This is a genomic window from Pectobacterium sp. CFBP8739, from assembly GCF_013449375.1.
GTDB lineage: Bacteria > Pseudomonadota > Gammaproteobacteria > Enterobacterales > Enterobacteriaceae > Pectobacterium.
This window is the reverse complement of sequence record NZ_JACDRR010000007.1, coordinates 151,545-174,767: the sequence shown is the minus strand read 5'-3', so window position 1 is coordinate 174,767 and position 23,223 is coordinate 151,545. Positions and strand designations below refer to the sequence as shown.

20 protein-coding genes are annotated in these 23,223 nt (G+C 51.6%); 3 read left to right on the top strand and 17 right to left on the bottom strand.

Translation table 11 applies throughout. The features are described from left to right. Positions 1-31: 31 nt before the first annotated feature. The 10 genes from hsdR to H0247_RS06705 form a co-directional block, all read right to left on the bottom strand. Positions 32-2,464 (bottom strand): EcoAI/FtnUII family type I restriction enzme subunit R, encoded by a 2,433-nt coding sequence (gene hsdR / locus H0247_RS06750; RefSeq protein WP_180741858.1) that lies wholly within the window; start codon positions 2,462-2,464, stop codon positions 32-34. Positions 2,465-2,609: 145 nt separating this feature from the next. Continuing rightward, positions 2,610-4,043 carry an FAD-binding protein gene (locus H0247_RS06745; protein WP_180741857.1) on the bottom strand — a complete coding sequence of 478 codons (1,434 nt, stop codon included), beginning with the start codon at positions 4,041-4,043 and terminating at the stop codon, positions 2,610-2,612. Beyond that, complete coding sequence (locus tag H0247_RS06740; RefSeq protein WP_180741856.1) at positions 4,040-4,918, bottom strand: TauD/TfdA family dioxygenase; 879 nt, start codon at positions 4,916-4,918, stop codon at positions 4,040-4,042. Before H0247_RS06740 ends, H0247_RS06745 begins: the two co-directional genes overlap by 4 nt. 353 nt (positions 4,919-5,271) lie before the next feature. Then, positions 5,272-5,493, bottom strand: a complete 222-nt coding sequence (locus tag H0247_RS06735; RefSeq protein ID WP_180741855.1) for an acyl carrier protein — start codon at positions 5,491-5,493, stop codon at positions 5,272-5,274. Between the two features lie 15 nt (positions 5,494-5,508). Next, the gene (locus H0247_RS06730; RefSeq protein ID WP_180742035.1) at positions 5,509-6,942 is read right to left on the bottom strand and encodes an AMP-binding protein; all 1,434 of its coding nucleotides are present in this window, start codon (positions 6,940-6,942) and stop codon (positions 5,509-5,511) included. Between the two features lie 2 nt (positions 6,943-6,944). Further along, entirely contained in the window at positions 6,945-8,063 is a 1,119-nt protein-coding gene (locus H0247_RS06725; RefSeq protein WP_180742034.1) for a membrane-bound O-acyltransferase, read from the bottom strand. A gap of 129 nt (positions 8,064-8,192) precedes the next feature. Next, positions 8,193-9,329 carry a D-alanyl-lipoteichoic acid biosynthesis protein DltD gene (locus H0247_RS06720; RefSeq protein ID WP_180741854.1) on the bottom strand — a complete coding sequence of 379 codons (1,137 nt, stop codon included), beginning with the start codon at positions 9,327-9,329 and terminating at the stop codon, positions 8,193-8,195. A 566-nt stretch (positions 9,330-9,895) separates the two neighbouring features. Next, positions 9,896-10,282 (bottom strand): hypothetical protein, encoded by a 387-nt coding sequence (locus H0247_RS06715; RefSeq protein WP_180741853.1) that lies wholly within the window; start codon positions 10,280-10,282, stop codon positions 9,896-9,898. A 40-nt stretch (positions 10,283-10,322) separates the two neighbouring features. Continuing rightward, a complete protein-coding gene (locus H0247_RS06710; RefSeq protein WP_180741852.1) occupies positions 10,323-10,796 on the bottom strand; it encodes a hypothetical protein in 474 nt (157 codons plus the stop codon). A gap of 171 nt (positions 10,797-10,967) precedes the next feature. Continuing rightward, positions 10,968-11,291 carry a PTS lactose/cellobiose transporter subunit IIA gene (locus H0247_RS06705; RefSeq protein ID WP_180741851.1) on the bottom strand — a complete coding sequence of 108 codons (324 nt, stop codon included), beginning with the start codon at positions 11,289-11,291 and terminating at the stop codon, positions 10,968-10,970. A 499-nt stretch (positions 11,292-11,790) separates the two neighbouring features. Between H0247_RS06705 and H0247_RS06700 the strand changes: the two genes are divergently transcribed. The 3 genes from H0247_RS06700 to H0247_RS06690 all read left to right on the top strand — a co-directional run bounded on the left by H0247_RS06700 (position 11,791) and on the right by H0247_RS06690 (position 15,599). Continuing rightward, entirely contained in the window at positions 11,791-12,807 is a 1,017-nt protein-coding gene (locus H0247_RS06700; protein ID WP_180741850.1) for an iron ABC transporter substrate-binding protein, read from the top strand. 156 nt (positions 12,808-12,963) lie between these two features. After that, entirely contained in the window at positions 12,964-14,541 is a 1,578-nt protein-coding gene (locus H0247_RS06695) for an iron ABC transporter permease (protein WP_180741849.1), read from the top strand. Between the two features lie 2 nt (positions 14,542-14,543). Continuing rightward, positions 14,544-15,599, top strand: a complete 1,056-nt coding sequence (locus H0247_RS06690) for an ABC transporter ATP-binding protein (RefSeq protein ID WP_180741848.1) — start codon at positions 14,544-14,546, stop codon at positions 15,597-15,599. On the opposite strand, the gene arnF is transcribed toward H0247_RS06690, so the two are convergent. Genes arnF through arnB form a run of 7 tightly spaced genes read right to left on the bottom strand, consistent with a single transcriptional unit; the run spans position 15,600 to position 23,050 of the window. Next, entirely contained in the window at positions 15,600-16,013 is a 414-nt protein-coding gene (gene arnF, locus H0247_RS06685; protein ID WP_180742033.1) for a 4-amino-4-deoxy-L-arabinose-phosphoundecaprenol flippase subunit ArnF, read from the bottom strand. Next, positions 16,013-16,354, bottom strand: a complete 342-nt coding sequence (gene arnE / locus H0247_RS06680) for a 4-amino-4-deoxy-L-arabinose-phosphoundecaprenol flippase subunit ArnE (RefSeq protein WP_180741847.1) — start codon at positions 16,352-16,354, stop codon at positions 16,013-16,015. Before arnE ends, arnF begins: the two co-directional genes overlap by 1 nt. Continuing rightward, the gene (gene arnT / locus H0247_RS06675; RefSeq protein WP_180741846.1) at positions 16,351-18,021 is read right to left on the bottom strand and encodes a lipid IV(A) 4-amino-4-deoxy-L-arabinosyltransferase; all 1,671 of its coding nucleotides are present in this window, start codon (positions 18,019-18,021) and stop codon (positions 16,351-16,353) included. Before arnT ends, arnE begins: the two co-directional genes overlap by 4 nt. 17 nt (positions 18,022-18,038) lie before the next feature. After that, positions 18,039-18,932 (bottom strand): 4-deoxy-4-formamido-L-arabinose-phosphoundecaprenol deformylase, encoded by an 894-nt coding sequence (gene arnD, locus H0247_RS06670; RefSeq protein WP_180741845.1) that lies wholly within the window; start codon positions 18,930-18,932, stop codon positions 18,039-18,041. After that, positions 18,929-20,929, bottom strand: coding sequence for a bifunctional UDP-4-amino-4-deoxy-L-arabinose formyltransferase/UDP-glucuronic acid oxidase ArnA (gene arnA, locus H0247_RS06665; RefSeq protein WP_180741844.1), 2,001 nt, complete (start codon positions 20,927-20,929; stop codon positions 18,929-18,931). Before arnA ends, arnD begins: the two co-directional genes overlap by 4 nt. After that, on the bottom strand, positions 20,926-21,909 hold the full coding sequence (gene arnC / locus H0247_RS06660; protein WP_180741843.1) for an undecaprenyl-phosphate 4-deoxy-4-formamido-L-arabinose transferase: 984 nt from the start codon (positions 21,907-21,909) through the stop codon (positions 20,926-20,928). Before arnC ends, arnA begins: the two co-directional genes overlap by 4 nt. After that, positions 21,902-23,050: a UDP-4-amino-4-deoxy-L-arabinose aminotransferase gene (gene arnB / locus H0247_RS06655; protein ID WP_180741842.1), complete on the bottom strand. Its 1,149-nt coding sequence runs from the start codon at positions 23,048-23,050 to the stop codon at positions 21,902-21,904. The genes arnC and arnB overlap by 8 nt, the downstream gene beginning before the upstream one ends. Between the last annotated feature and the right edge of the window lie 173 nt (positions 23,051-23,223).

The following is a 23,223-nucleotide window of genomic DNA, read 5'->3' as shown; positions in this document are numbered from 1 at the left end:
GCGCGACCAGTGGCACGATGTTTATGCGTTATCAGGCTGAGCGCGGCGGTAACTGGTAGATCTCGTTCTCCAGTTCGTTGACAGCTTGCTCATACGCCTGTTTGTCACCAAAACGGGTTTTAATGATCTCAATGGGGCGGCCCAGCGCATCGAACGGTTTCAGTTTTAGCACCTGAACATCCTCGATTTCCTGCACGCCTTCATCGGCGTATTTATCCAGCAGCGTGCTAAGCACCTGCCGCGCCGGTTCAGCGTATTTCGTAAAGTAGTTACGCTTACGCACATTCGCCACGCGCTCCTGACGGGTTAACGGCGGCTGACCGTACACCACATGGCAGAGCAAATCAAACGGATCGAGATCTTTACCCACCTCTTCCGCCAGCACATCCCACAGAACGCCTAGCTGCGCCAGTTCTTCGATGATGACCTGCTTACGTGGCGCATCCTGCCATTTACGTACAAAGCTATCCAGTGAAGCGTACTCACTCTCTTTGAGCATCGTTTTCCGGGTGTAATCCTGGAAGGATTCGGTGACCAGTTTGCCGTCAGAATCGTAATACTGAACGCGCTTAGCCAGCACTTTTACATCCACCCCATTCACATAGAATTTGCGGACGTTGTCTTCATCATCCTCATGAAATTCGCCGCTGCCCCAGTGATAATCATGATTGGTCTGGTAGTCAGCGGCATCTTCTCGCGCTTCATTGGCGACATTATCGTCGTCATTTTCCTCATCCAGTTTTTCATTGAAATCGGAATTTTGATCGGAAATGTCGTTGGGCTTTACCACCAGCACTTTTTCTGGCAAGCCGTCAAAGCGGGGATCGGCAAACAGTTCTGTCGCTTTTTTGAAGTCGAGAATGGTAAACCACAGTTTTCCGTGTTTTTCGTTGATACGCGTGCCACGCCCGATGATTTGTTTAAATTTGGTCATGGACTGGATGTTTTGATCCAGCACCACCAGCTTACAAGTCTGGGCATCGACACCGGTGGTCATCAACTCTGAGGTGGTCGCAATAACCGGATAGGCTTTTTTAGGATCGATAAAATTCTCCAACTGCGCCTTGCCGATCTCGTCATCACCGGTGATTTTCATCACGTATTTTTCGTTCTTCAATACCTGTTCAGGGTTGAGGATCACCAGTGCATGACGCATGCGATCGGCGTGATCGATGTCGTTGCAAAAAACGATGGTTTTATCCATCGGGTCAGTGCGTTTCAGGTAATCGGTGATGGTCTGCGCTACCAGCATAGTGCGCTCATCAATCACCAAGGTGCGGTCAAAATCTTTCAGATTGTAGATACGGTCTTCAATTTCTTTGCCGTATTTATCCAACTGACCTTTGACGGGCCGCCAGCCTTGTACATCGACGTCAATATCGACGCGCACCACTTTGTAAGGCGCGAGGAAACCGTCTTCAATGCCTTCTTTCAGCGAGTAGGTGTAAACCGGTTCGCCAAAGTAATCGATATTAGAGACGTCTTCAGTTTCTTTTGGCGTTGCCGTCAGGCCCACCTGTGTGGCACTACCGAAATATTCCAGAATCTCCCGCCAGGCTGAATCTTCAGACGCGCTGCCACGGTGGCATTCGTCAATCACGATCAGGTCAAAGAAATCCGGTGACACCTGTTTATAGGCTTTCTGATGCTCTTCCGGTCCGGTTATCGCTTGGTACAATGCCAGATGCACCTCGTAAGCTGGGTCAATAGTGCGCCCAGAGACTTTGGTCATCGCGGTGCCGAACGGCTGAAAATCATTACGTTTCGCCTGGTCGACCAGAATGTTGCGGTCCGCGAGGAAGAGAATGCGTTTTTTGTTTTTCGCTTTCCACAATCGCCAGATTATCTGGAACGCCGTGTAGGTTTTTCCTGTCCCTGTCGCCATGACCAGCAGAATACGGTTTTTACCTGCCGATACGGCATCCACCGTCCGGTTGATCGCCTGCATCTGATAATAACGGGGGGATTTCCCGCTGCCGTCATCGTAATAATCCTGACTGATTACGGGCAACTGCTGCTGAGTGAACCCTTTCCAGACACAATATTTTTGCCAGAGTTGTTCTGGTGTTGGGAAATCACTGAGCGCAATTTCGGATTCGAGCTGCTGCGGATTCGTTTTATCGTGGAAAACAAACCCATCGCCATTAGAAGCAAACACAAAGGGCACATCAAGCAGACTGGCGTAGTCCAACCCTTGCTGCATCCCTTTACTGATGGCGTGCTTGTTAGCTTTGGCTTCGATGACTGCCAGCGGCAAGTTCGGCTTGTGGTACAGCACGATATCGGCAGATTTGACTTTGATACGTGAGGCTAGTTTTCCACGAACCACAATCTTGCCATCACGCAGTTTCACTTCCTGACGAATCTGAGCAAAATCATCCCAGCCTGCATCCTTAACCGCAGGAAGGATGAATTTGCTGATGATATCCGTTTCAGTCAGGTGCGTTTTGTTCACGCCAGCCATAGCAGGTCACTCCACGATATTGGGTTAGCGCTGATTTTACACAGATTAGTGCATCAGGTAATGACCTGAAACCTTATTGCTGTCACTCTTCTCGACAAAATAAAACCAGCTCAGTGCAACAATCACTGAGCCGGCAACGTTTATGCTATTGAACTCGCCAGTCGCTAAAGTAATGGCCGATCGCGGAAGGGTGGTCGAGAGGCGCTGTGGCGGCGATATAGCCATCTGGCCGAACTAACAGGTATTGATCGGGATAGGGGCTACTTCCCGTTGCAACGTGCAGGACATTGACGATATCAGGCAGTGATGCAGGTACAGCTGCCGTGCCAATGATGAGCAAACTGTAATGGTGATAATTTAGCTGTGAGTAAATGCGGTTTGGCTGACTGGATTGAGAATCACGCCACATAAAATCATGCAGCCTGTCGCCAACACTTCCACCTGTTCCATAGCGAACGCCCATTCCCGTGATGTAACCCGCACGTTTTTCGACAATCTTGACGTAGTCATCGGCATGGGTGCCTGTCTCTGAGGTTTTGGTTGAACGCACGAGTTCCGCTGACGTTTTTACCACTTCCAGCGCGACCGCTTTTCGCTCTGTTTCGTAAGTCTGTAATAACGTTTGGGGCGCATGATGATGGGTAATCATCGCGATTTTCCAGATGAGGTTAAAGGCATCAGCCAACCCGGTATTTAACCCTTGCCCACCATTTACCGAGTGAATGTGGCTCGCATCACCAGCGATAAATATTTTATTTTCAAGGTTATAGTGTTCTGCTACAGACTCTTTAACCGAGAATTGTGAATACCACTCAATAGACTTGAAGCGCAGACGGTGTGGTTGCAGAGCATGGTTAATTTTATCTATCGCCTGCTGTTGCGTGAAATCCTCACTCTCCATCTGGATATAGAAACGATCAATCTTACCTTCACGTGGTATCCAAGCGACATCGGCGGTTTCTGCCTGGAAAACAATAATTTCCGGCACTTTTTGGAAATCAGTTTCTATTTCGCCATCAATCACGGCCCAGGTAATTTGTGGCCGCGTGATCTCAAACGGAATAGCAAAGTGTTGGCGCACAAACGATCGTGAGCCATCTGCACCAATCAAATACCGGGAGCGAACGACCTCACCGCTGGAAAGCGTGGTGAGGCAGCCGTCTTCCTCTAACACAATATCTTGCACGGCGGTATTGCGGCTCACGGCTTTGTTTAATTCGGTGAGCTTAGTATCGAGCGCTTGTTCTACATAAGCCTGACCAATCATTAAGAAATGTTTGTGAAAACAGCCTTGTAGAGCCTCCCACCAGGTAGACTGGCGTGAAATAAACTTGCCTTTTGACCAGACAGAGCTGGTATTGCAGGTTTTACCCAAGGGGTAAAGCTCATCGAATAAACCGATAATTTCAAGCAGTTGCAAGCTGCGGGCGTTTAGCGCATCAGCACGGCCGACCGTTAGCGGCCCTTGTGATTTGTCGATAATGACGGTGCTTAAACCGGACAGATGGGCAAGATAAGCACAGGCCAGACCGACCGGCCCCGCGCCGATAATCATGAGATCAACATGCTGTGGTTTCATGACGGTTGCACCAAATGTGGGTTATTCAATGGCTGTTTAGCATGGATATGCACCCGACGGAGATGGCGACCACTTTGGCTCGAATAAGATTCTCGGCCGTGTAATAACGAGTAGTTATCTGCAATCGCAATATCTCCGCTTTGCCACTGGTGGGCATAATAAACCCGTGGATCATATAAGGCGTCTTGCAAGCTGCTGAGTAATTGTTCTTGCTCTTCAGGTTCAATACCGGAGAAGTGATAAGTCGATGGATTCAGGAATTCTTTATCGCCCGCAATCGGTGGCTCACAAAAACGAATGACGGGATAAGTGCGGTAGGGGTGCTGTTCTATAATGGGCGCCTGTGCGGTACTGCTGTATAGCTCGACTGAGCGCTGATACTGACCGGTTGCACGCTGCCACAATGCTTTGGTTTCGGGTGATGCCAGCCGTAGCGCCGCAGTGGTACTCGAAAACGTGGTTCTCCCCCCCTGCTCTTTACCAATAGCTGAGACGCATTGAAAGACTTGTAGTTCTGGCACAGTTTTCAGGTACATGCCGTCCCAGTGCAAGGGGACGTAGTTGTTAGCAAAGATATGGTCAGTCGCATCGGGTTGTTCAACCAGTTCCAACACGGCACCAAAAGGCCATTGCATAATGTCACCCATGGCTGCGCAGTATGTTGTTAAATTTTCTGCACTCGTAAAGCTATCAAAGCCCCGCAGTACCACTAATTGTTCGTTTTCGACTAATGTACGCAGCCAGGTAGGTGATAATTCACCAATATGCACGCCTGACTGTTTAGGCTCAATGCGCACACCAAAATGACAAGTTTCACCTTGAGAGTTAATTAGAGGCTGAAAATCAAAGCGATCTTCTAAAGTGAATGAGTCCATTTTACTTCTCCGTGTATTATCCATTGTTGAAAGATCTTTTTAGATAATATCTGCAACAAATATTCAACACCACGGATACAATTTTAATAATTAGGAAGGTTTGAATAGAGAATCACGCCGCCCTGTTTTTCACCCATAAATAATAAGCCTTAATAAAAACCCATAAAAAAACCCCAGATAAATATCCTAATGCCGATCGTTTAAGAATTGAGATACCGAGGGCTACCACGGTGCGAGGTCTCCCTACGGGAACCTCATCACCGTGTTTCCCCCTAAATCCATACTTAAGTGAACAGCATTACAGATAAATATCCAGGGTTGTTAAATCATGAAAAACCGTCGCCGTTTCAGGCTTAGCCGCGATTCTCTTCAATATAGCGAGCCAGTTCCGCTGGGGTTTTCAGAATGGTAGCGACTTCGGTCGGTGGGATCACGCAGCCGTAAACGTCCTGCACTTCCAGCACCAAATCGACCGCCAGAATAGAGTCGAGAATATCAGACTCAATCAGCTCATCATTAAAGCCCACTTTGCGGGATAAGATCTTTTCAAACAGCGCGAGTATTTCCTGTTCCATCATTTTTCCTGAGTATTAGATCGTGCGGGCATGGGTATCCAGCAGCTTACGGTCAATTTTGCCGTTAGGGTTAAGCGGCAACGCATCTTTGATAATAATTTGGGAAGGCACCATGTAGGGCGGAATCACCTTCGAGAGCGACGTTTTAATCGCTTCTGGCGCTAAATTCGTCACACAGAACGCCGCAATGCGCAGAACGCCGCCGCCCGATTTCATTAGCGGCAGAACCACCGCTTCACTGATGTCGGACATCGCCAACAGGCGATTTTCAATCTCGTTGATTTCAATGCGGTAGCCATTCAGTTTGATCTGGCTGTCATTGCGCCCCTGACAGTATAGCAGCCCGTCTTCATAGCCCAGATCGCCAGTTCTGTAGCCACGGAACGCTTCACTTTCCCGATGCAGCAATTTTTCCGCATTCTCTTTCGCCAATCCAAGGTAACCACGCATCACATTTTTACCCCAAATGATCAACTCACCTTCAGCGGTAATTTCCATTCTGGAATCCGGCATCATCGCGCCGACCGGCAGCAAGTCGTTGTCACTGTGCAGGATTTCATCGGTGATTTCAATAACGGTAGTCGCGATAGTCGCTTCCGTTGGACCATAGGAGTTGAGAATTTTGGCATGCGGGAAGCGGCGGCGTAGCTGCTTGACCAGCGCTTTGTTTAGGACTTCACCAATGAACACGAAGACATTGAGTTCAGGTAAATATTCGCTGTTGAACTGAGGGGAAAGCAGCCTCTGGTAAGCAAAAGATGGCGTTGACACCCAAGCGGAAACGCCGTTGTCTTTCAGGCGGTCGAGCCAGTTTTCAGCCGCGATATCCTCTTTCGCATTCAGAACGATATGCCCGCCTGTCGTCACGTTCGCCAGTAATGGGATCAACGAGAGATCGAAGCTGAACACCGCATGGTTCATCAGCACGGGTACCTCTGGCAACGCAAAGTCTTGACGCACCCATTTCATGAAGTGCCACAGGCTTTCACGTCCGATCTGCACCCCTTTAGGTTTTCCAGTGCTGCCGGAAGTGAACATAATATAGGCGAGGTCCTGTTCCACCAGCGCCTGTCCTGCTTCTCCGGTCGCAATGAACTGTCGGGTCGCGACATCATAATAGTAAGGCGCGCTCGCTAGGTGGCAAATCTCTTTAAGCCGCTCCTGCGGATAGATGCAGTCCACCGGAATATACGGAATGTTATGCAGCAGACAGCTATAGATCGCCACGGCAAACTCCGCCTGCTGGTGCCCATATAACACGACCGGCGGCCCCGCAGGTTGCCGACATTGCTGGTAGCGCTGCGCCCAGTCTGTCACCGCAACGGAGAGCTGTTGCCACGTCATCGCTTCATCGCTGCCACTAATCGCCAACCGTTCAGGGTTAGCGGGGTTAAGCAATGCCGCACAGAGGAAATCTTGCAGTTCCTGAAGCTCGCTGTGTTGGTTCATATTCATAGAGGAGACATTCCGCTAAAGATGTAGAGGGAGGCCGCAGCGCTTGCCAGCGTCAGAATACGACCGATGAACGCAATAACCGGATGATCTAAACCCTTGCTCAGTGCTGGGCTGCGTTTGGCTGACCAGAGCAACATGTTATGAGCAACGGAAATGGCGCCAAACAGCGCACCGCTGATGACATAGTGTCGTTCAAGCCCGTTCCATGCCCCCATACAAAACAGGGTGCAGAAGATGCCAATATTCTGCGCCAGCGTTTTGTTCTGACGGAAAAAGTCGAGCTTCATCAGGTTCATATAAATTGGCATAAAGACCACGTCCCTCAGCCATTCAGACAGGCTGATGTGGAAGCGCCGCCAGAAATCCTGCGGGTTTTTAGCCAGAATAGGCAGATTAAAGTTTGCTGGGATATTCAGACCAAATAAGCGCCCTGCCCCGATAGCCATATTGCTGTAGCCAGCAAAATCAAAATAGAGATAAGCGCTGTAAGCTAGCGACATCACAACGCCCACACTCAACGTAAACGGGCGCTGACTCCATGATTCAATCACCAGATTATTGATTAGCATGGCAAATAAGAACTTCTGGATAATACCGGTAAAAATTTGTTCCATCGCGACCAAAAACTGCTCACGGGTAATGATGAAAACCGGCTTATTAATATCATTAACCCATGTTCGCCAGCGATACATCGGGCCAGCCAAAATAATAAAAGGCATAAAGAGATAGCAGAAGTAATGCAGGAAATGCTGACCATCTTTCTTGCTGCGATAAAGCAGTACATCAATGGCGCGGAAGGTCATAAAGGACAGACCAATCATGCCCCAGTGGTTATTGAGGTGTAATTTCACCAAGAACAGCGGCAACAGCGTCAGGCTGACTGCCTGCCAGGTTTTTAGCCACCCCTTCTCTTTTAAGGTGACCAGAAGATAAAAGCTCAGGAAAACCGCGACGGGAACAATATAATCCCCTTGGAAAATGTATCCCCAGCCTAGTACCGCCAATACGGAAAAGGCGGATAAATACGTCAGCCGATAGCTGAATACGCGGTTAACCAGCGCAAACAGTAACGCCGATGAAAACAGAAGGAAAAAAAACATTCCGGAGCTGTACATCATTCATCCTTCAGAATTTTTGATATTCAAAATGCACTTTTAAACTCATACTTTCATCAACAGAGGTCCATGCGACGATAGTGATGGCCAGCAAGAGATAAAGGAAAAAAAGGCGAATAGCAGTTTTCATCATTTAAAACTCTCTGCAATAAATTGATCCATCTCGACCCAGGCAGGCTCCGTTGGGTGCAAGCGATCCCAATTCCAACCGTTTTGATAAGGCTGCGCATACATATCAAAATAGCGCACCTGATTTTCTTCCAACATCGCTCTGATTTGGCTGTCGACGGGCTGGAATTTCTCGGAATTCTTAATCGCCCACGGATTAATCGGATCGATAATCACCACAAACTGGACGTTACGCGCTTTCAGCAGTTGAATCGTCGCCCGTAATGCCTCCATTTGTGCGGGTACAATCGGCGCATCATCCCACTCTTCGCGCGTTGGATCGTCTGCAAAAACAGACTTATCCATCCACAAGGTTTCTGCACTTTGCTGGCGAGATTGGTTAAGCACGCGAGCCTGCTCCCGCTCACGAGCCCAGTCGGGGACGGTATTCGCCGTCGGCTGAGGCGGCCAGGGCTGTGTGGGTTGGGGGGTAATGCCCAGCATCGCTAGCCAATCTTTTTTTATCAGTTCGCAGAAATTTGCAAACTGATAGCTCACTTCCTGCCAGATAGTTTGCAGATCCCAGCCATAGACTTGCATTTGGCCAAACGTTAAATGGCTGATCTCTTCTTTATTGATACTGTGTAAGTAATTGACCAAAAAGGGGCGCGCTTGGTCATCTTGCATCAAGGGATTAAAAATAGAAGCTGGGAAGTTGTTGGCGAAAATGGCTGGGGGAATACCGTCTGAATAAAAGCTATCGGGCGCCAGCAGCAAGACTACTTTACTGTTAGCGTTCAGCTCATTTTTAAAACGGGAAAGCAGAAGAAAATGCGTAACGTTATCGATATAGCTATCACCATAGGCCACGACCGGACGCTTTAACTGGTTATTAAAATAATTATAGACCGCGTAGTGCTCATCTTCAGATGTGGAAACTTCGGAAGCGCCAAGAAAGAAAATCGCATTGCCCTGCAACGCATGTGAAAGGGTGGCAATCTTTTCCTTTTGTTCTTTTGCCGTCCCTTCCATGGTGTTAACCAGTGGCTGGAATGTCAGCGCCGGATCCACGCTCTTCACCAATGGAGGCGCGCTCAGGAACAGGATGGCAAGCGTCGCCATCAGGATATGTAGGCAGAGAGTATTTTTGATTTTCATTATAAAGTAAGATTACATGATATTTATTGTTTGAAATTTGTGAATTTTTATCTTCACAGTAAATCGATCCCTGTATTTTTGGATTATATACTAGGCCCATCGCCGATGATGAGCGTTGCTGTGTAACGGTATGTACAGTGTTTACATCCGTCACAATAATCGGATTGATAACCTTGTATGAGACGGTTTGTTGGTTTTCGAACCGCAGCTTGATGACTCGGAATCTCTGTATCGCTGTATGGAATGTGGGCAAGCATGGTACATCGAGAGTATCTCAGAACAATACCCTTATCCCCTATTCGCATTAAAGGTTCAGGAGACGGCATCATTACCTTCAGATAAAGAAGTAAAGGCAGCTAAAGTACACCTTTGCATCCTTGCACACGGCGGCTTTGACTCAGAGAAATGCAGAATGGCAGGATGTCAAAACGACAAGCTATTGGGTCGAGAGTTGTGCCATTTTCATATTCCTTTTCCATAAAAAGTAGAACTCAATTGTGCTAACTGAAAACCAACAGAAAAAGGATAGAAAAATGGCGGTCATTATTGAATAACCGCCATTTGCTTTAATTTACTACTCGTTCTAAATCGCCATAAAATGAATATGACTCGTAATATTCCAGCCACTCAGCCTTTTTAATAACACAGATATCGTCCTCTATATAACTATCTGATGCCATTATTTTTATTGCAAAGCTATTAGTTTTGAGTTTGTCATTAAATTGCTCATAGGTAATTTCCCCTCTACCAAAATAATCCTCGAGCGTTTCCCGCCATACCAGCTCTACCTCGGCCTTAAACTGGCCATTCCCCGTTTTCCCTTTCAGGCTGGCGATGATCTTTTCCTTCTCGACAAAAACCCACCGTACAGCATCCAGCGTCCAGACATCGTCACTCACGCTAAACTCACCGGAAAAAGCCGCTAAACGTGTTTCATTATTATCAGGACTCATTTTATTTCCTTGAGTATGCAACATTTGTCCGCGGAACCGACTATCTCAAACGCTTTTTAATCGCCTGACTCATATAAGGAGGTAGTGAATTTATCATCGTCACAATTGCGTCAATGGTGCTGTTTTCTTCATCAGCCACGCTACTGTTTCTCATCACAGAGACTCTTAACAATTTGTTGGGTAATTTGCCAAAAGAAGACAGCAGTTCTGCCACCTTTCCCATCAATAACTCTTTTTCTTTTCCCTCTGCGGCAACGGAGAAGCGCGATAAATTACTTTCGGACGTGCGCCCATCAAGGCTGTCCAGATGTTGAATGTATTTGTCTCTATCCATCCCTGCATAACCGACATATTTACTCGGAGCAAGAAGCCAGCCATCACGTGATTTATAAGCGTACCAGGCTCGAAAATAAGGCAGGTACTCATAGAGTTTATGGTCAGTTGACGACAAAATTTCATCATTGAATTTCTCAATGTTTTCAATGCACTGGGATTCGTTCGTGATAGGTTCCATGATCATCATTCCTTTCAAAGTTAGATAACACTTCCTACGCTAAACAAATCGTACAACATGAACATCATTATGATCAAGTACATTATCACCATAATTTTTAATCAGAAGAAAAAACAACAAAGCCACTCAGCGTGAAGACTGAATGGCTTTTCTACTTGCTCTGCAATGCGGTTAGCGTAAGTGGAGATTAACGCCAGAGACCTCTTTTCTGAGTTCAATAATCTCTTCAGCCAATTCACGACACAACATCGCGTTCATTAGGTGGTCTTGTGCATGCACCACAATGAGATCAATATTTGTTTTTTCCTTACTCTGGCTGTCAATGAATCCGGTCTGAATCACCTGTGCGCGACTCAGCGCTACCGCAGCCATTTTTAATAGTTCATCAACATGATCCCACTCTCCCCGGCGAGCAGATCTCAGGGCTTCCATTGTGCAGGAACGTGTTTCGCCAGATTTAACGATAAGTTCAATCATCCGCGTTTCTACATCCATTTTTCACTCCCCCGAATAGCAGTTACTGTGCCATTTTTTTATTGACCAATTAACACCAAATAGCAGGCCAGCGCATATCATCCCCAAACAACAAGGTGCATTTATTGTATCGCTACTTACAGCCTGCACAGTAAATATAGATGATGAATCAGGATTTGTTTCTGTAAATCATGATGTTATATCCCATTTCTGGTGAAATAAATTCCATAAACTCACCTGGCTATTTTTTAAACCATGGATTTATACAATTTCATACTGTGACATGGGCTGAAATAAAGTGATGACCGTGATGTTACACCCACCGAAACCTTAATTTAACCTTAAGAAGTAGAAATAATAATAACTATCATTATTATTAGCGATATGTAAAATCCCTCCTCGACTGCCGCTGCATATCGGCCTGTGTCGCTAAAATAGTGTGGCTATCGTGAGCGACACACGGGCTTCCATGTCGGCCAGCAATACGCAAACACGACAGGTATTGATAAGGGTAAATAATATGAAGCTTGGTTTTGGATTACTGAGTTCTGCCGTTTTATTCGCTTCCGGTTTGGCGCTCAGCGCGTCGGCAAATGCAGCAGAAAACGATGAAGGGATTGTGATTTACAATGCCCAACATGAAAACCTCGTGAAATCCTGGGTTGACGGTTTTACCAAAGAAACCGGCATCAAGGTAACGTTGCGTAATGGCAGCGACACCGAGTTGGGTAACCAACTGGTGCAGGAAGGGAAATCGTCGCCTGCCGATGTGTTCCTGACCGAAAATTCACCGTCGATGGTGCTGGTCGATAACGCCGACCTCTTTGCTCCGCTGGATAAAGCCACCCTCGCGCAGGTACCGTCTGACTATCGTCCGTCCCACGGACGCTGGATCGGGATTGCCGCGCGTTCCACCGTCTTTGTCTACAACCCAGCCAAATTTACCGATGCACAGTTGCCGAAATCCTTAGCCGATCTGGCGCAGCCAGAGTGGAAAGGCCGCTGGGCCGCCTCCCCATCCGGTGCAGATTTCCAGGCCATCGTCAGCGCCTATCTGGAGCTGAAAGGTGAGAAAGCCACGCAAGACTGGCTGAAAGGCATGAAAGAAAACTTCACTGCCTATAAAGGTAATAGCACGGTGATGAAAGCCGTGAACGCAGGTCAGATTGATAGCGGCGTGATCTATCACTATTACCGTTTTGTCGATCAGGCTAAAACCGGCGAAAACAGTAACAACACGAAACTGTACTACTTCAAGCATAAAGATCCTGGCGCGTTCGTCAGTATTTCCGGTGCCGGCGTACTGGCATCCAGCAAACATGCGAAAGATGCACAGGCCTTTATCAAGTGGATTACGGGCAAATCCGGTCAGGAAATCTTGCGCACCAACAATGCCTTTGAATATGCCGTTGGCGTTAACGCGGCCTCAAATGACAAACTGGTTCCGCTGAAAGATCTGGATGCACCGAAAGTCGATGCCGCCAAGCTCAACAGCAAAAAAGTCGTGGATCTGATGACGCAGGCAGGTCTGTTGTAACGGCGGGATCGTAACACAGAGGCTGTACCGCATAGATTGCAACGACAGCGCCTTTCGTCAGGGCGTTCGCGTCCTGACGAATCATCACCCAGAGAGCCTGCTCAGCAGGGCTTCGCCGTCTTAACCTATCGTCCTAACGAGGCAGCTACAGGCCGTATGACAAACGCTAGCTACAGCGAAACGACCCCGTTCACCGTACCCTCTGCGCCATTACGCAAACCAACCGCGCTGCTGACCCTCATCGCCCTGACGCTATCCCTGCTGGGGTTTGTTCCGCTCGGCTTTGTGATTGGCGTGAGTATTGATACCGGTTGGGAAACAGCGTACGCCCTGCTCTTTCGCCCTCGCGTCGGTGAACTGCTGACGAACACCGTGCTGTTGGTTGCCCTGACGCTGCCGATTTGTACGGTTCTGGGCGTGCTACTGGCCTGGTTAACAGAACGTACCACTCTGCCAGCCCGACGCCTATGGTCACTGCTGCTCACCGCACCACTGGCGATCCCTGCATTTGTACAAAGCTATGCCTGGATCAGCACGGCTCCGAGCCTGCATGGGCTATCGGCTGGCGTGTTTTTATCCGTCGTCGCCTATTTACCGTTTCTCTATTTACCCTGTGCCGCAACGCTGCGTCGGCTTAACCCCGCGCTGGAAGATGTCGCCGCCACACTGGGCGTGCCTCCCTTTACCGTATTTTTCCGCGTGGTACTGCCACAGCTAAAGCTGGCTATCTGCGGCGGACTACTGCTGATCGCATTGCACCTGCTGGCGGAGTATGGCCTATTCGCCATGATCCGCTTCGATACCTTTACTACCGCAATTTTCGATCAGTTTCAGTCCACGTTTAATGGCCCAGCCGCCAATATGCTGGCTGGTGTACTGGCACTGCTGTGTCTGTTTCTGCTGTGTGCGGATGCCGGCGTACGCGGCGTCACTCGCTATGCACATGTCGGTTCTGGCGCGCCGCAGGCTATCACACCGATACGTCTGTCGCCGCTTCCGCTGTTGTTGGCGTTGCTGTTACTGACAACGCTGATACTGCTAACGCTCGGTGTACCTCTTATTACACTGTTTCGCTGGTTGTGGTTTGGCGGTTGGGAAGTCTGGCTGCGCCGCGAGCTGCTCGATGCGTTTCGCCAGACCATGACGCTGGCGCTGAGCGGTGCTGCACTGACGACGCTGGCGGCCATTCCAATGGCCTGGCTGACAATTCGCCATCCCAGCCGTCTGTATCGATTTCTGGAAGGATGCAATTACATCACAAGTTCTCTGCCGGGCATCGTCGTCGCGCTGGCGCTGGTAACCACGACGATTCACCTCATCAGGCCGCTCTACCAGACGGAATTCACCGTGCTGCTGGCTTACCTGTTAATGTTTATGCCACGGGCGCTGGTGAATCTACGCGCGGGGATCGCACAGGCCCCCGAGGAACTGGAGCAGGTCGCGGCCAGTCTGGGGCGTTCGCCGTGGCAGACGCTGATGACAGTAACCATTCGGCTGGCCGCGCCTGGCGTTGCTACCGGGGCAACGCTCGTCTTTCTGGCGATCGTCAACGAGCTGACCGCCACGCTGCTGCTAGCTCCCAACGGCACTCGCACGCTGGCAACCGGATTTTGGGCGCTCACCAGTGAGATCGATTATCCCGCGGCGGCACCCTACGCGCTTATTCTGGTGTTACTGTCGCTACCATGGACTTGGTTTCTCTACACGCAATCACAAAAAATGGCGGGGCTGTAATCATGTTGGAACTTCATCGCGTCAACAAGAGCTTTAATGGGCGCACCGTGCTGTCTGACATTCACCTGACGCTGGAAAACAGCCGCCGCACGGCGATTGTCGGCCCGTCCGGTTCAGGAAAAACTACGCTGCTGCGCCTGATTGCTGGGTTTGAAAAACCGGATACCGGTGTCATCACGCTGAGCGGACAAACGCTCTGCGATAATGGGGTTTCCGTCCCCGCCCATCAGCGTAGAATTGGCTATGTCCCGCAGGATGGCGCGTTGTTCCCGCATCTTTGCATCGCGGACAACATCGCTTTTGGGCTCAAAGGCGCGAAGGCGGAAAAGCAAAAGCGCGTGGATGAGTTGATGGCGTTGGTTTCCCTTCCTGCGCATTTACAGAAGCATTCGCCGCATGAGATTTCCGGCGGACAGCAACAGCGCGTCGCTCTGGCTCGCGCACTGGCACAGCGCCCTGCGTTGATGCTGCTGGACGAACCCTTTTCCGCGCTGGATACCGGCCTGCGTGCCGCCACCCGTAAAGCGGTGATGGACGTATTACAGCAGGCTAACGTAGCGTCGATTCTGGTAACCCACGATCAGGGGGAAGCGCTGTCTTTTGCCGATAGGGTCGTCGTCATGCGTGACGGCCAGCTTTCACAATCCGGCTCGCCGTGGATGCTTTACCACCAGCCCGCTAGCGAAGACATCGCGACCTTCCTTGGCGAAACGCTGATTCTCGACGCGAAGGTGACTGGCGGTCAGGCTGATTGCCTGCTTGGGCGCATCGCAGTGGATCGCCCAACCGCAAGCGGTAAAGCCCGCATCATGCTCAGGCCAGAACAGATCGTGATTCAGAGCGTTAAGGCTGACAGCGCTGAAGGGAATAGCGCAGCGACGATTCATGCAACCATCCGTAAAGTTGATTTTTCCGGCTTCGTTTCTACGCTGACGCTGCACGTCCACCACGCAGCAGCCGACATTATTGAACTGAAAACCGTCAGCCACGCCGCTTTCGCCGTTGGCCAACAGGTCAGCCTGAACGTCACGGGGACCGCACACGTCTTCAGTCAATAATCAACCGCTAGAGGCATGCGCAGGCGGTTTATCGCGCCGCCTGCGCGTTACCAGCCAGACGCCCAACATGATGATCAAAACACCGAGATTTTTACGCAGGCTCATCGATTCATTCAGCCACGGTAGGAAAACCGCCGCCAGGTAGACCACCGCATAGCTCAGGCTAATGAGCGGATAGGCGCGACTTAGCGACAGATAGCGTAGCACCATGAACCAGCACGCCATCGACAGACCGTAGCAAACCATCCCACCGATCACCGCAACCACAGGCCAACCGCCCATTAAGGTGCTCAGCGGCGGCCAGTGCGTCAGGGAAATGCTCGGCAGCGCCAGCATCCCGCTTTTCATTAATACCTGCGCAGCGCTGGCTAACACAATACTGCCAAGCGCCCAGACATAGCCTTTTTTCGCCATCATCCCCCCTGCATCAGATAGATACCGGTGATAATCAGCGCAATGCCCCACCAGTGGTGACGGTCCACGCGTTCGCCAAACCCGTAGTGCGCCAGCAGCGTAACCAGAATAAAATTGATGCTCAGCAGCGGGTACGCCACGCCGAGCGGAATATGCTGCAACACCACCAGCCACAGCAGCAGCCCGATACCCAGCAGCAACGCCGCCAACATCAGCCACCCGAGCGTTACGCGCTGGCGTCGCGCCGTCGGCAAACGCCGCCAGCACTCCGCCGCCTGTTTCTGGCACAGTTGTCCCAAGCTGGTCAGCAGGCAGACGATAGCCACCAGTAGATAACTCATGGCGCTATCTGCTTATAAAACAGCAACACGTAGCGGTGCGATTTCTTCAACTGATCGGGGGCGGGCAAGCTGCGGTATTCCTCATCGACATCCCTATCGATCTTCAGCACCAGCGCAACATTTCCGCTACGCCGTTTCTCCGCAAGCCAGGTTGGGAAAGCCCCCTCATCCACAAAGCGGCCAGTAGAATCGGCGTAGTTCAGCCCGTAATTCAATTCGCCCCGCGCCTTGAATAAGGTGATATCGCTACGTTTGAGCTCCCACGCCAGCCCGGCTGCCAGCCCAACTTCATCGCTAAGAACATAGCGGCTCTCCTCCAGCAGTGGCTGGTGGCTACGAATGAAGGTTTGAGGATTCTTTGAATCGACCACACTCGCCGGAATGCTTCCACCGACGAGCAGCGCCAGAAATAACGGACAGCCCGCGACCAGATACCCCCACGATCGCGGCTTTTTCAGGCTGACAACGGCAAAGGCTACCCAACCGATGAAACAGACAACGCCCGATACAATGGTCAGCCCTTCTCCCGGTTGATAGAGATGCGGCATGATGATGCCGAGGCCAAGCGCCGCAACAGCGAGCGCCAGCAGGCCACCGAGCGCAATATTGAGCCAGCTATTGATGCGCAATACACGTTCGCGTACCGCAGGAGCCAGTCCGGAAATCCATGCCGCCATCAGCAATGCCAGCGGGGCAAAGCACGGCAAAATATAAGTCAGCAGCTTGCCTTTAGCGATGCTGAAAAACAGCAGTGGCATCACCATCCAACACAGCAGGAGGAACCTTTCGGGGTTAGCTTTTCGTTCCGCCCAACCACTGCGCAACGCCCCCGGCAACAGCGCAAGCCAGGGGAATACGCCGACAATCAGCACCGGTAGGTAATACCAGAACGGCGCTTTATGCTGTGCATCGTCTTCTGCAAAACGCTGGATATGTTCAATCCAAAAGAAGTAGTGCCAGTAATCGGCTTCTTGCGCATGTACCGCCAGCGCCCACGGCGCACTCAGCAATACCGCAACGACAATCGCCAGCGGCCCGAACAGCAGCAATTCCTTAATCCGCTTTTGCGCCACCGCCACTGGCAGCACACTGATGACCGGTAAGGCCAGCGCCAGAAAACCTTTGGTCATAAACCCCATGCCGCAGGCCAGCCCCATCATCCCCCAGGCCATGAGCCGTTCGCGCGTCAGCGTAGCACGCTGAATCAGCACGTGGCTGAACAGCGCCGCCGTCATCCAGAGCGTCACCATGGGATCGAGCACGCTGTACGTACCGATGCCATACACCAGCAGCGATGTCAGATAGATCGTCGCCGCCAGCAGCGCGGTACGCTGGTTTTTCCACAGCAACATCGCCAGCCAAAACACTAGTAGCGCGCTCAACGCAGTAGAAAATACCGAACCAAAACGCACGGCAAAATTGGTATGACCAAATACCCACTGGCTAATGTTATTCAGCCAGTAGCCTGCAACAGGTTTCTCAAAGTAGCGAATGTCCAGCAAATGCGGCACGATCCAATCGCCACGCTGAAGCATCTCGCGGCTGATTTCCGCATAGCGCGTTTCGTCCGGTGACCACAGCCAGCGGCCGTTAAGCGGTAACAGGTAGAGCAAAGCAAATAGCACCAGTATTACGGTACTTTTTAGCTTTATCATGCCTTTTTCCATGCTATCTCCTGCTTTATTTATTCTTCCGTTTGTACGCCAAGCCACCCTTCCCGCCCTAGGAACGGTGCACGCTCAATCCGCCCGACGGGCAGCGTGGCGCGGTCATCAGGCAGCAATGAGGAAAGCGGACAAAATTCGATGTGTTGCTGGCGGGCGCGAAGCAGCAATTGGCGGAACTGCGCCAGCTTCGCCCCCCCTTCTACCTCCGCATGGATGGTGTAGACCGGCACGCCGCGATCCTGCTGGATCGCCGCAAGAATAAAGTCGTTGAATTCACCGTCACTCACGCGCTCGCCGATAACTTCATCATAGGTCGGCAAGGTGACAGGGATTTGCACGGTGCCCAACTCACCATTTTCTAGGCGCGGTCGGAAAGGTCGGGTGCCGCGACAGTCGCTGTTATAGTCCAGATTCCAGTGCTGCTTCATCTCCACAACGCGCGAATCGGCTCGCCAGCCCGCTACCGCGGAACAGCGCACGGGTGATGACAGAATCGGTGTCAACGCATCCATGCCTTCACGGAACTGCGCAGCCAATTGCGCATCCGACCAGCGGACGACATTCGCCTGCCAGCCGTGATGATCCCAAGCGTGTAACCCGACTTCATGGCCAGCGTCGTGCGTCTGGCGGATTAACGAACCAAACCGTGCGCCGATATGACGCCCCGGCCACGCCGTGCCGGCCAGCAAGATATCCCAGCCGTAGAGTGAGGCGGCGTTGGAGCGCAGCATCTTCCATAAAAAGCGCGGGCGCAACAGGCGCCACAGATGACGCCCCATGTTGTCCGGCCCGACGCTAAAAAAGAAACTCGCCTGGATATCGAACTCTGCTAACACATCCAGCAACGTGGGCACGCCGTCCCGCGTACCGCGCCAGGTATCGACATCAATGCGCAGGCCAACGCGCGTCATCCCTGCGTATCCGTGGCGTCATCGGCGTGCTGGGGATCAACGGTACGCAGGAAATAGTCCAGCGTTTCCGCGACGGTTTGTTCCATCTTCACTGTCGGTTCCCACTCCAGCAGGCGTTTGGCGTTACGAATGCTCGGCGTGCGGTGCGCCACATCCTGATAACCTTTGCCGTAATAACGGCTGCTTTCCACTTCAATAAACCCGGCAAATGGCGGGAAACGCTCACGCAACGGATGGTTATTAAAGCTGGTCAGCAGCATTTCGCCCAGTTCGCGGATACTGGCTTCATTCTGTGGGTTGCCGATGTTGATGATCTGCCCGTCACACTGACCGTTGCGGTTTTCAATAATCCGGAACAAGGCTTCGATGCCGTCGTGAATGTCGGTAAAACAACGTTTCTGCGCCCCGCCGTCCACCAGTTTGATCGGCGATCCCTCCACCAGATTGAGGATCAATTGGGTAATCGCTCGGGAACTACCAATGCGCGCCGCATCCAGCGTATCCAGACGCGGCCCCATCCAGTTAAACGGACGGAACAGCGTAAATCGCAGGCCGCTTTTCGCGCCGTATGCCCAGATCACCCGATCCAGCAACTGCTTGGACACAGAGTAAATCCAGCGCGGCTTGTTGATTGGCCCGACAATCAGGCGTGAGTTATCTTCATCAAACTCTTTGTCATCACACATGCCGTACACTTCTGAGGTGGACGGGAAAACAATGCGTTTGTTGTAGCGCACGCAGTCGCGCACAATTTTCAGGTTCTCTTCAAAATCCAGCTCAAACACGCGCAGTGGGTTACGGGTGTACTCGATAGGCGTGGCAATCGCCACCAGCGGCAAAATGACATCGCATTTCTTGATGTGATATTCGATCCATTCGTTATGAATGCTGATATCGCCTTCCACAAAATGGAAACGCGGATCGCCAAGAAAACGGGCGATGGCGTCCGAGCTGATATCCAATCCGTAAATTTCATAGCGATCGTCGCGCAGCAGGCGTTCCGTCAGGTGGTTACCGATAAAACCGTTCACGCCAAGAATCAGGACGCGTGTGCGGCGTCGTTGCACACGGCTGGCGAGGTTGCCCAATTTCGCCTGTGGCACTATGCCCATTTCCGCCGCTAGTCGGCTACCCGACATATACAGCCCGCTCTCACTCTGTCCGCTGACAATCTCAAGCGCGTCTTCACCACAGGACACCACCAGCGGCGACGTCGAGAGAATCACGCCCGCCTCACCACCGAGCTTGTCCTTTACAACACGAGCGCGCCAAATCGTCACTTTTCGCTCACCGAGAAACGTAAACGCACCCGGATACGGTTCCGTCACCGCGCGGATCAGGTTGTTGATCTCACGGGCGCTTTTTTGCCAATCGATCAGACCATCTGCCGCCGTGCGACGTCCGAAATAGCTGGCCCGACTTTCATCCTGCGGCGTCAGCATCATCTCACGCGAGCGGATCAGCGGTAACTGCTGCGCCAGTAATGCCACAGCGGCAGTACGGCATTTGCCATGCAGCGTCAGCGCGGTATCGTCATCGTCAATCGCCACCACGGACTGGGCAACGATATCACCGGCATCGGCGCGGGACACCATCTTGTGCAGCGTTACGCCCGTCTGCGTTTCACCGTTCACCAGTACCCAATTCACCGGTGCCCGCCCACGGTAGCGTGGCAGCAGCGACCCATGCAGATTGAAAGCGCCGAACGACGGTAACTGGAGAATGTCATCGCTTAATAACGTGCGATAATAGAAGGAAAAAATCACATCCGGTGCCAGTTCGCGAATGCGGTTTACCCAAAGCGGGTGGTTAACGTCTTCCGGCGCAAACACCGGCACATCCATCTCGGCTGCCGCTTTCGCTACCGACGCATAGAAGTGATTTTCGCCCGGCGCATCGCTGTGCGTGAATACCGCCTGAACGTCATAACCCGCGAGCTTTAACGCCTCAAGACCAACGCAGCCGATATCATGGTAGGCAAATACGATCGCTTTCATTCTTCTTCATCCCGTAAACTGGTAGTCAATGGCGTTGCCGCACTCACTGTTTTTTGCACAAAATAGCGTGGCCGAGCGCGCACATCGGTATAGATGCGACCGATGTATTCCCCCAATAGCCCCATCCCGACAAACTGCGCGCCGATAAACATGAACAGCACAGCAAACAGCGTGAACACGCCGTCCGCTGCCCATTCCGCCCCTAAGAACAAACGCAGACCGATCAACAACAGCGCCAACAGGAAACCCGACAGCGCGACGACGCTACCGATCAGGCTGAGTAGACGTAGCGGTGTCGTCGTCAGGCAGGTCAGCAGGTCGTACATCAGGTTAATCAGTTTCAGAAAGCTGTATTTGGAGGTGCCGAATTCGCGCTCGGCATGCATCACGTCGATCTCGATGGTTTTCCGCGCGAACGTGTTGGCCAAAATAGGAATAAAGGTGCTGCGTTCATGACAGCGCAGCATCGCGCTGACAATGTGGCGACGATAGGCGCGCAGCATGCAGCCGTAATCCGCCATGGATTTCCCGGTCGAACGTCGGATCATCAGATTGATGGTTTTCGACGCCAGTTTGCGGAACAGCGAATCCTGTCGATTTGCCCGCACGGTGCCCACCACGTCATACCCTTGCGCGGCATACTCCACCAGCCGTGGAATTTCCTCTGGCGGGTTTTGCAAATCGGCATCCAGCGTGATAATCACATCGCCCACCGCCTGCTGGAATCCCGCCATGATGGCCGAGTGCTGACCATAGTTGCGATTCAACAGCACGGCGATAATGTGCTTTTCCGGATCGCTCGCCGCTTCGGTCAGCAGATCCGCCGAGCGATCGCTGCTGCCGTCATCAACCAGAATAATTTCCCAGGGTTTACCGATCTGCCGACAGGCTGCCAGCGTGCGTTCGATCAGCACCGGCAGGCTCTCTTCTTCGTTATAAACGGGAATCACAACGGACACATTTTTGATGTCATCAATCACGAACAGACTCCAGAATCGAGGTTAGCGCCGCGACGACGCGATCGACATCGCAATCCTGCATATCGGGGAACAGCGGCAGCGTCATCAGCGACGCCGAATTCCATTCCGTTTCCGGCAGATGCAAATGGGGATAGCGCTCACGGTAATATTTTTGTGTATGCACCGCTCTGAAATGCAACCCAGTGCCAATGCCGCGCGTTTGCAGTTCCGCCATCAGGCTATCGCGCGATATGCCGCACCGCGTTTCATCCACGCGCACCATAAACAGATGCCAGGCATGCAAATGGGGATAATCGGGAACCGCCAGCGGCTGGAGCGGCAGCGAGCGTAGTTGTGTGAGATAACGCGCAGCAAGCTGCTGACGGCGGGCGTTGATCGCTGAGAGTTTATCCAATTGCACCAGCGCAATCGCCGCATTGATATCCGCCAGATTGTATTTAAACCCCGGCGTCACCACTTCAGCCTGCGGCTTGCGCCCCTGTCGCTGCCTGTCGAATGCATCAACGCCTAGCCCGTGAAATTTCAGGCTGCGTATGCGTTCAGCGAGCGTCTCGTCGTCCGTCACGACCATGCCGCCTTCCGCACAGGTGATGTTTTTAATCGCATGAAACGAGAAAATGGCCGTTCCACGCGCGCCGATCCACTCATCGCGATATTGCGTACCGACGGCATGCGCCGCATCCTCTATCAGTGGGATGCCGTAGCGCTCGCTGATAGCACGCAGCGGCGTCAGATCGGCCGGAGCGCCAGCATAGTGCACGGGAATAATGGCTTTGGTTTTCGGTGTGATGGCCGCCTCAACATCCTGCGGTCGCACCATCAGCGTATGCCGATCCACGTCAACCATCACGGGTTCCGCTCCCAAAAGCGTGATGATATTGACGGTTGAAACCCAAGTCTGGGACGGCGTAATCACCTCATCGCCGGGGCCAATACCAAGCGCCATTAGCGTCACGTGCATCCCGCCCGTTGCAGAACTCACCGCAATTGCCTGTTGACACCCGACCTGCTGGCAAAATGCCTGTTCCAGTTGCTGACATTTCGGCCCTGTGGTTATCCAACCGGAGCGTAATACTTCAGCCACGGCAGCAATTTCCTCTTCGCCCATGTTCGGGCGGGAAAACGGCAAAAAATCCGTCATAACATATTCCCAAAATAAATAATGGCGACAAACCATCATTGAGCAGTCTAAATAACCAAGCCTTAAGCCAACCTTAATTTATTACGACAATCATAAAACCATAGATAAACAGCACCACATGATGAAGCGTAAAAAGACATAATTAATTACAATGCAAAAATGAACTTTTCGCG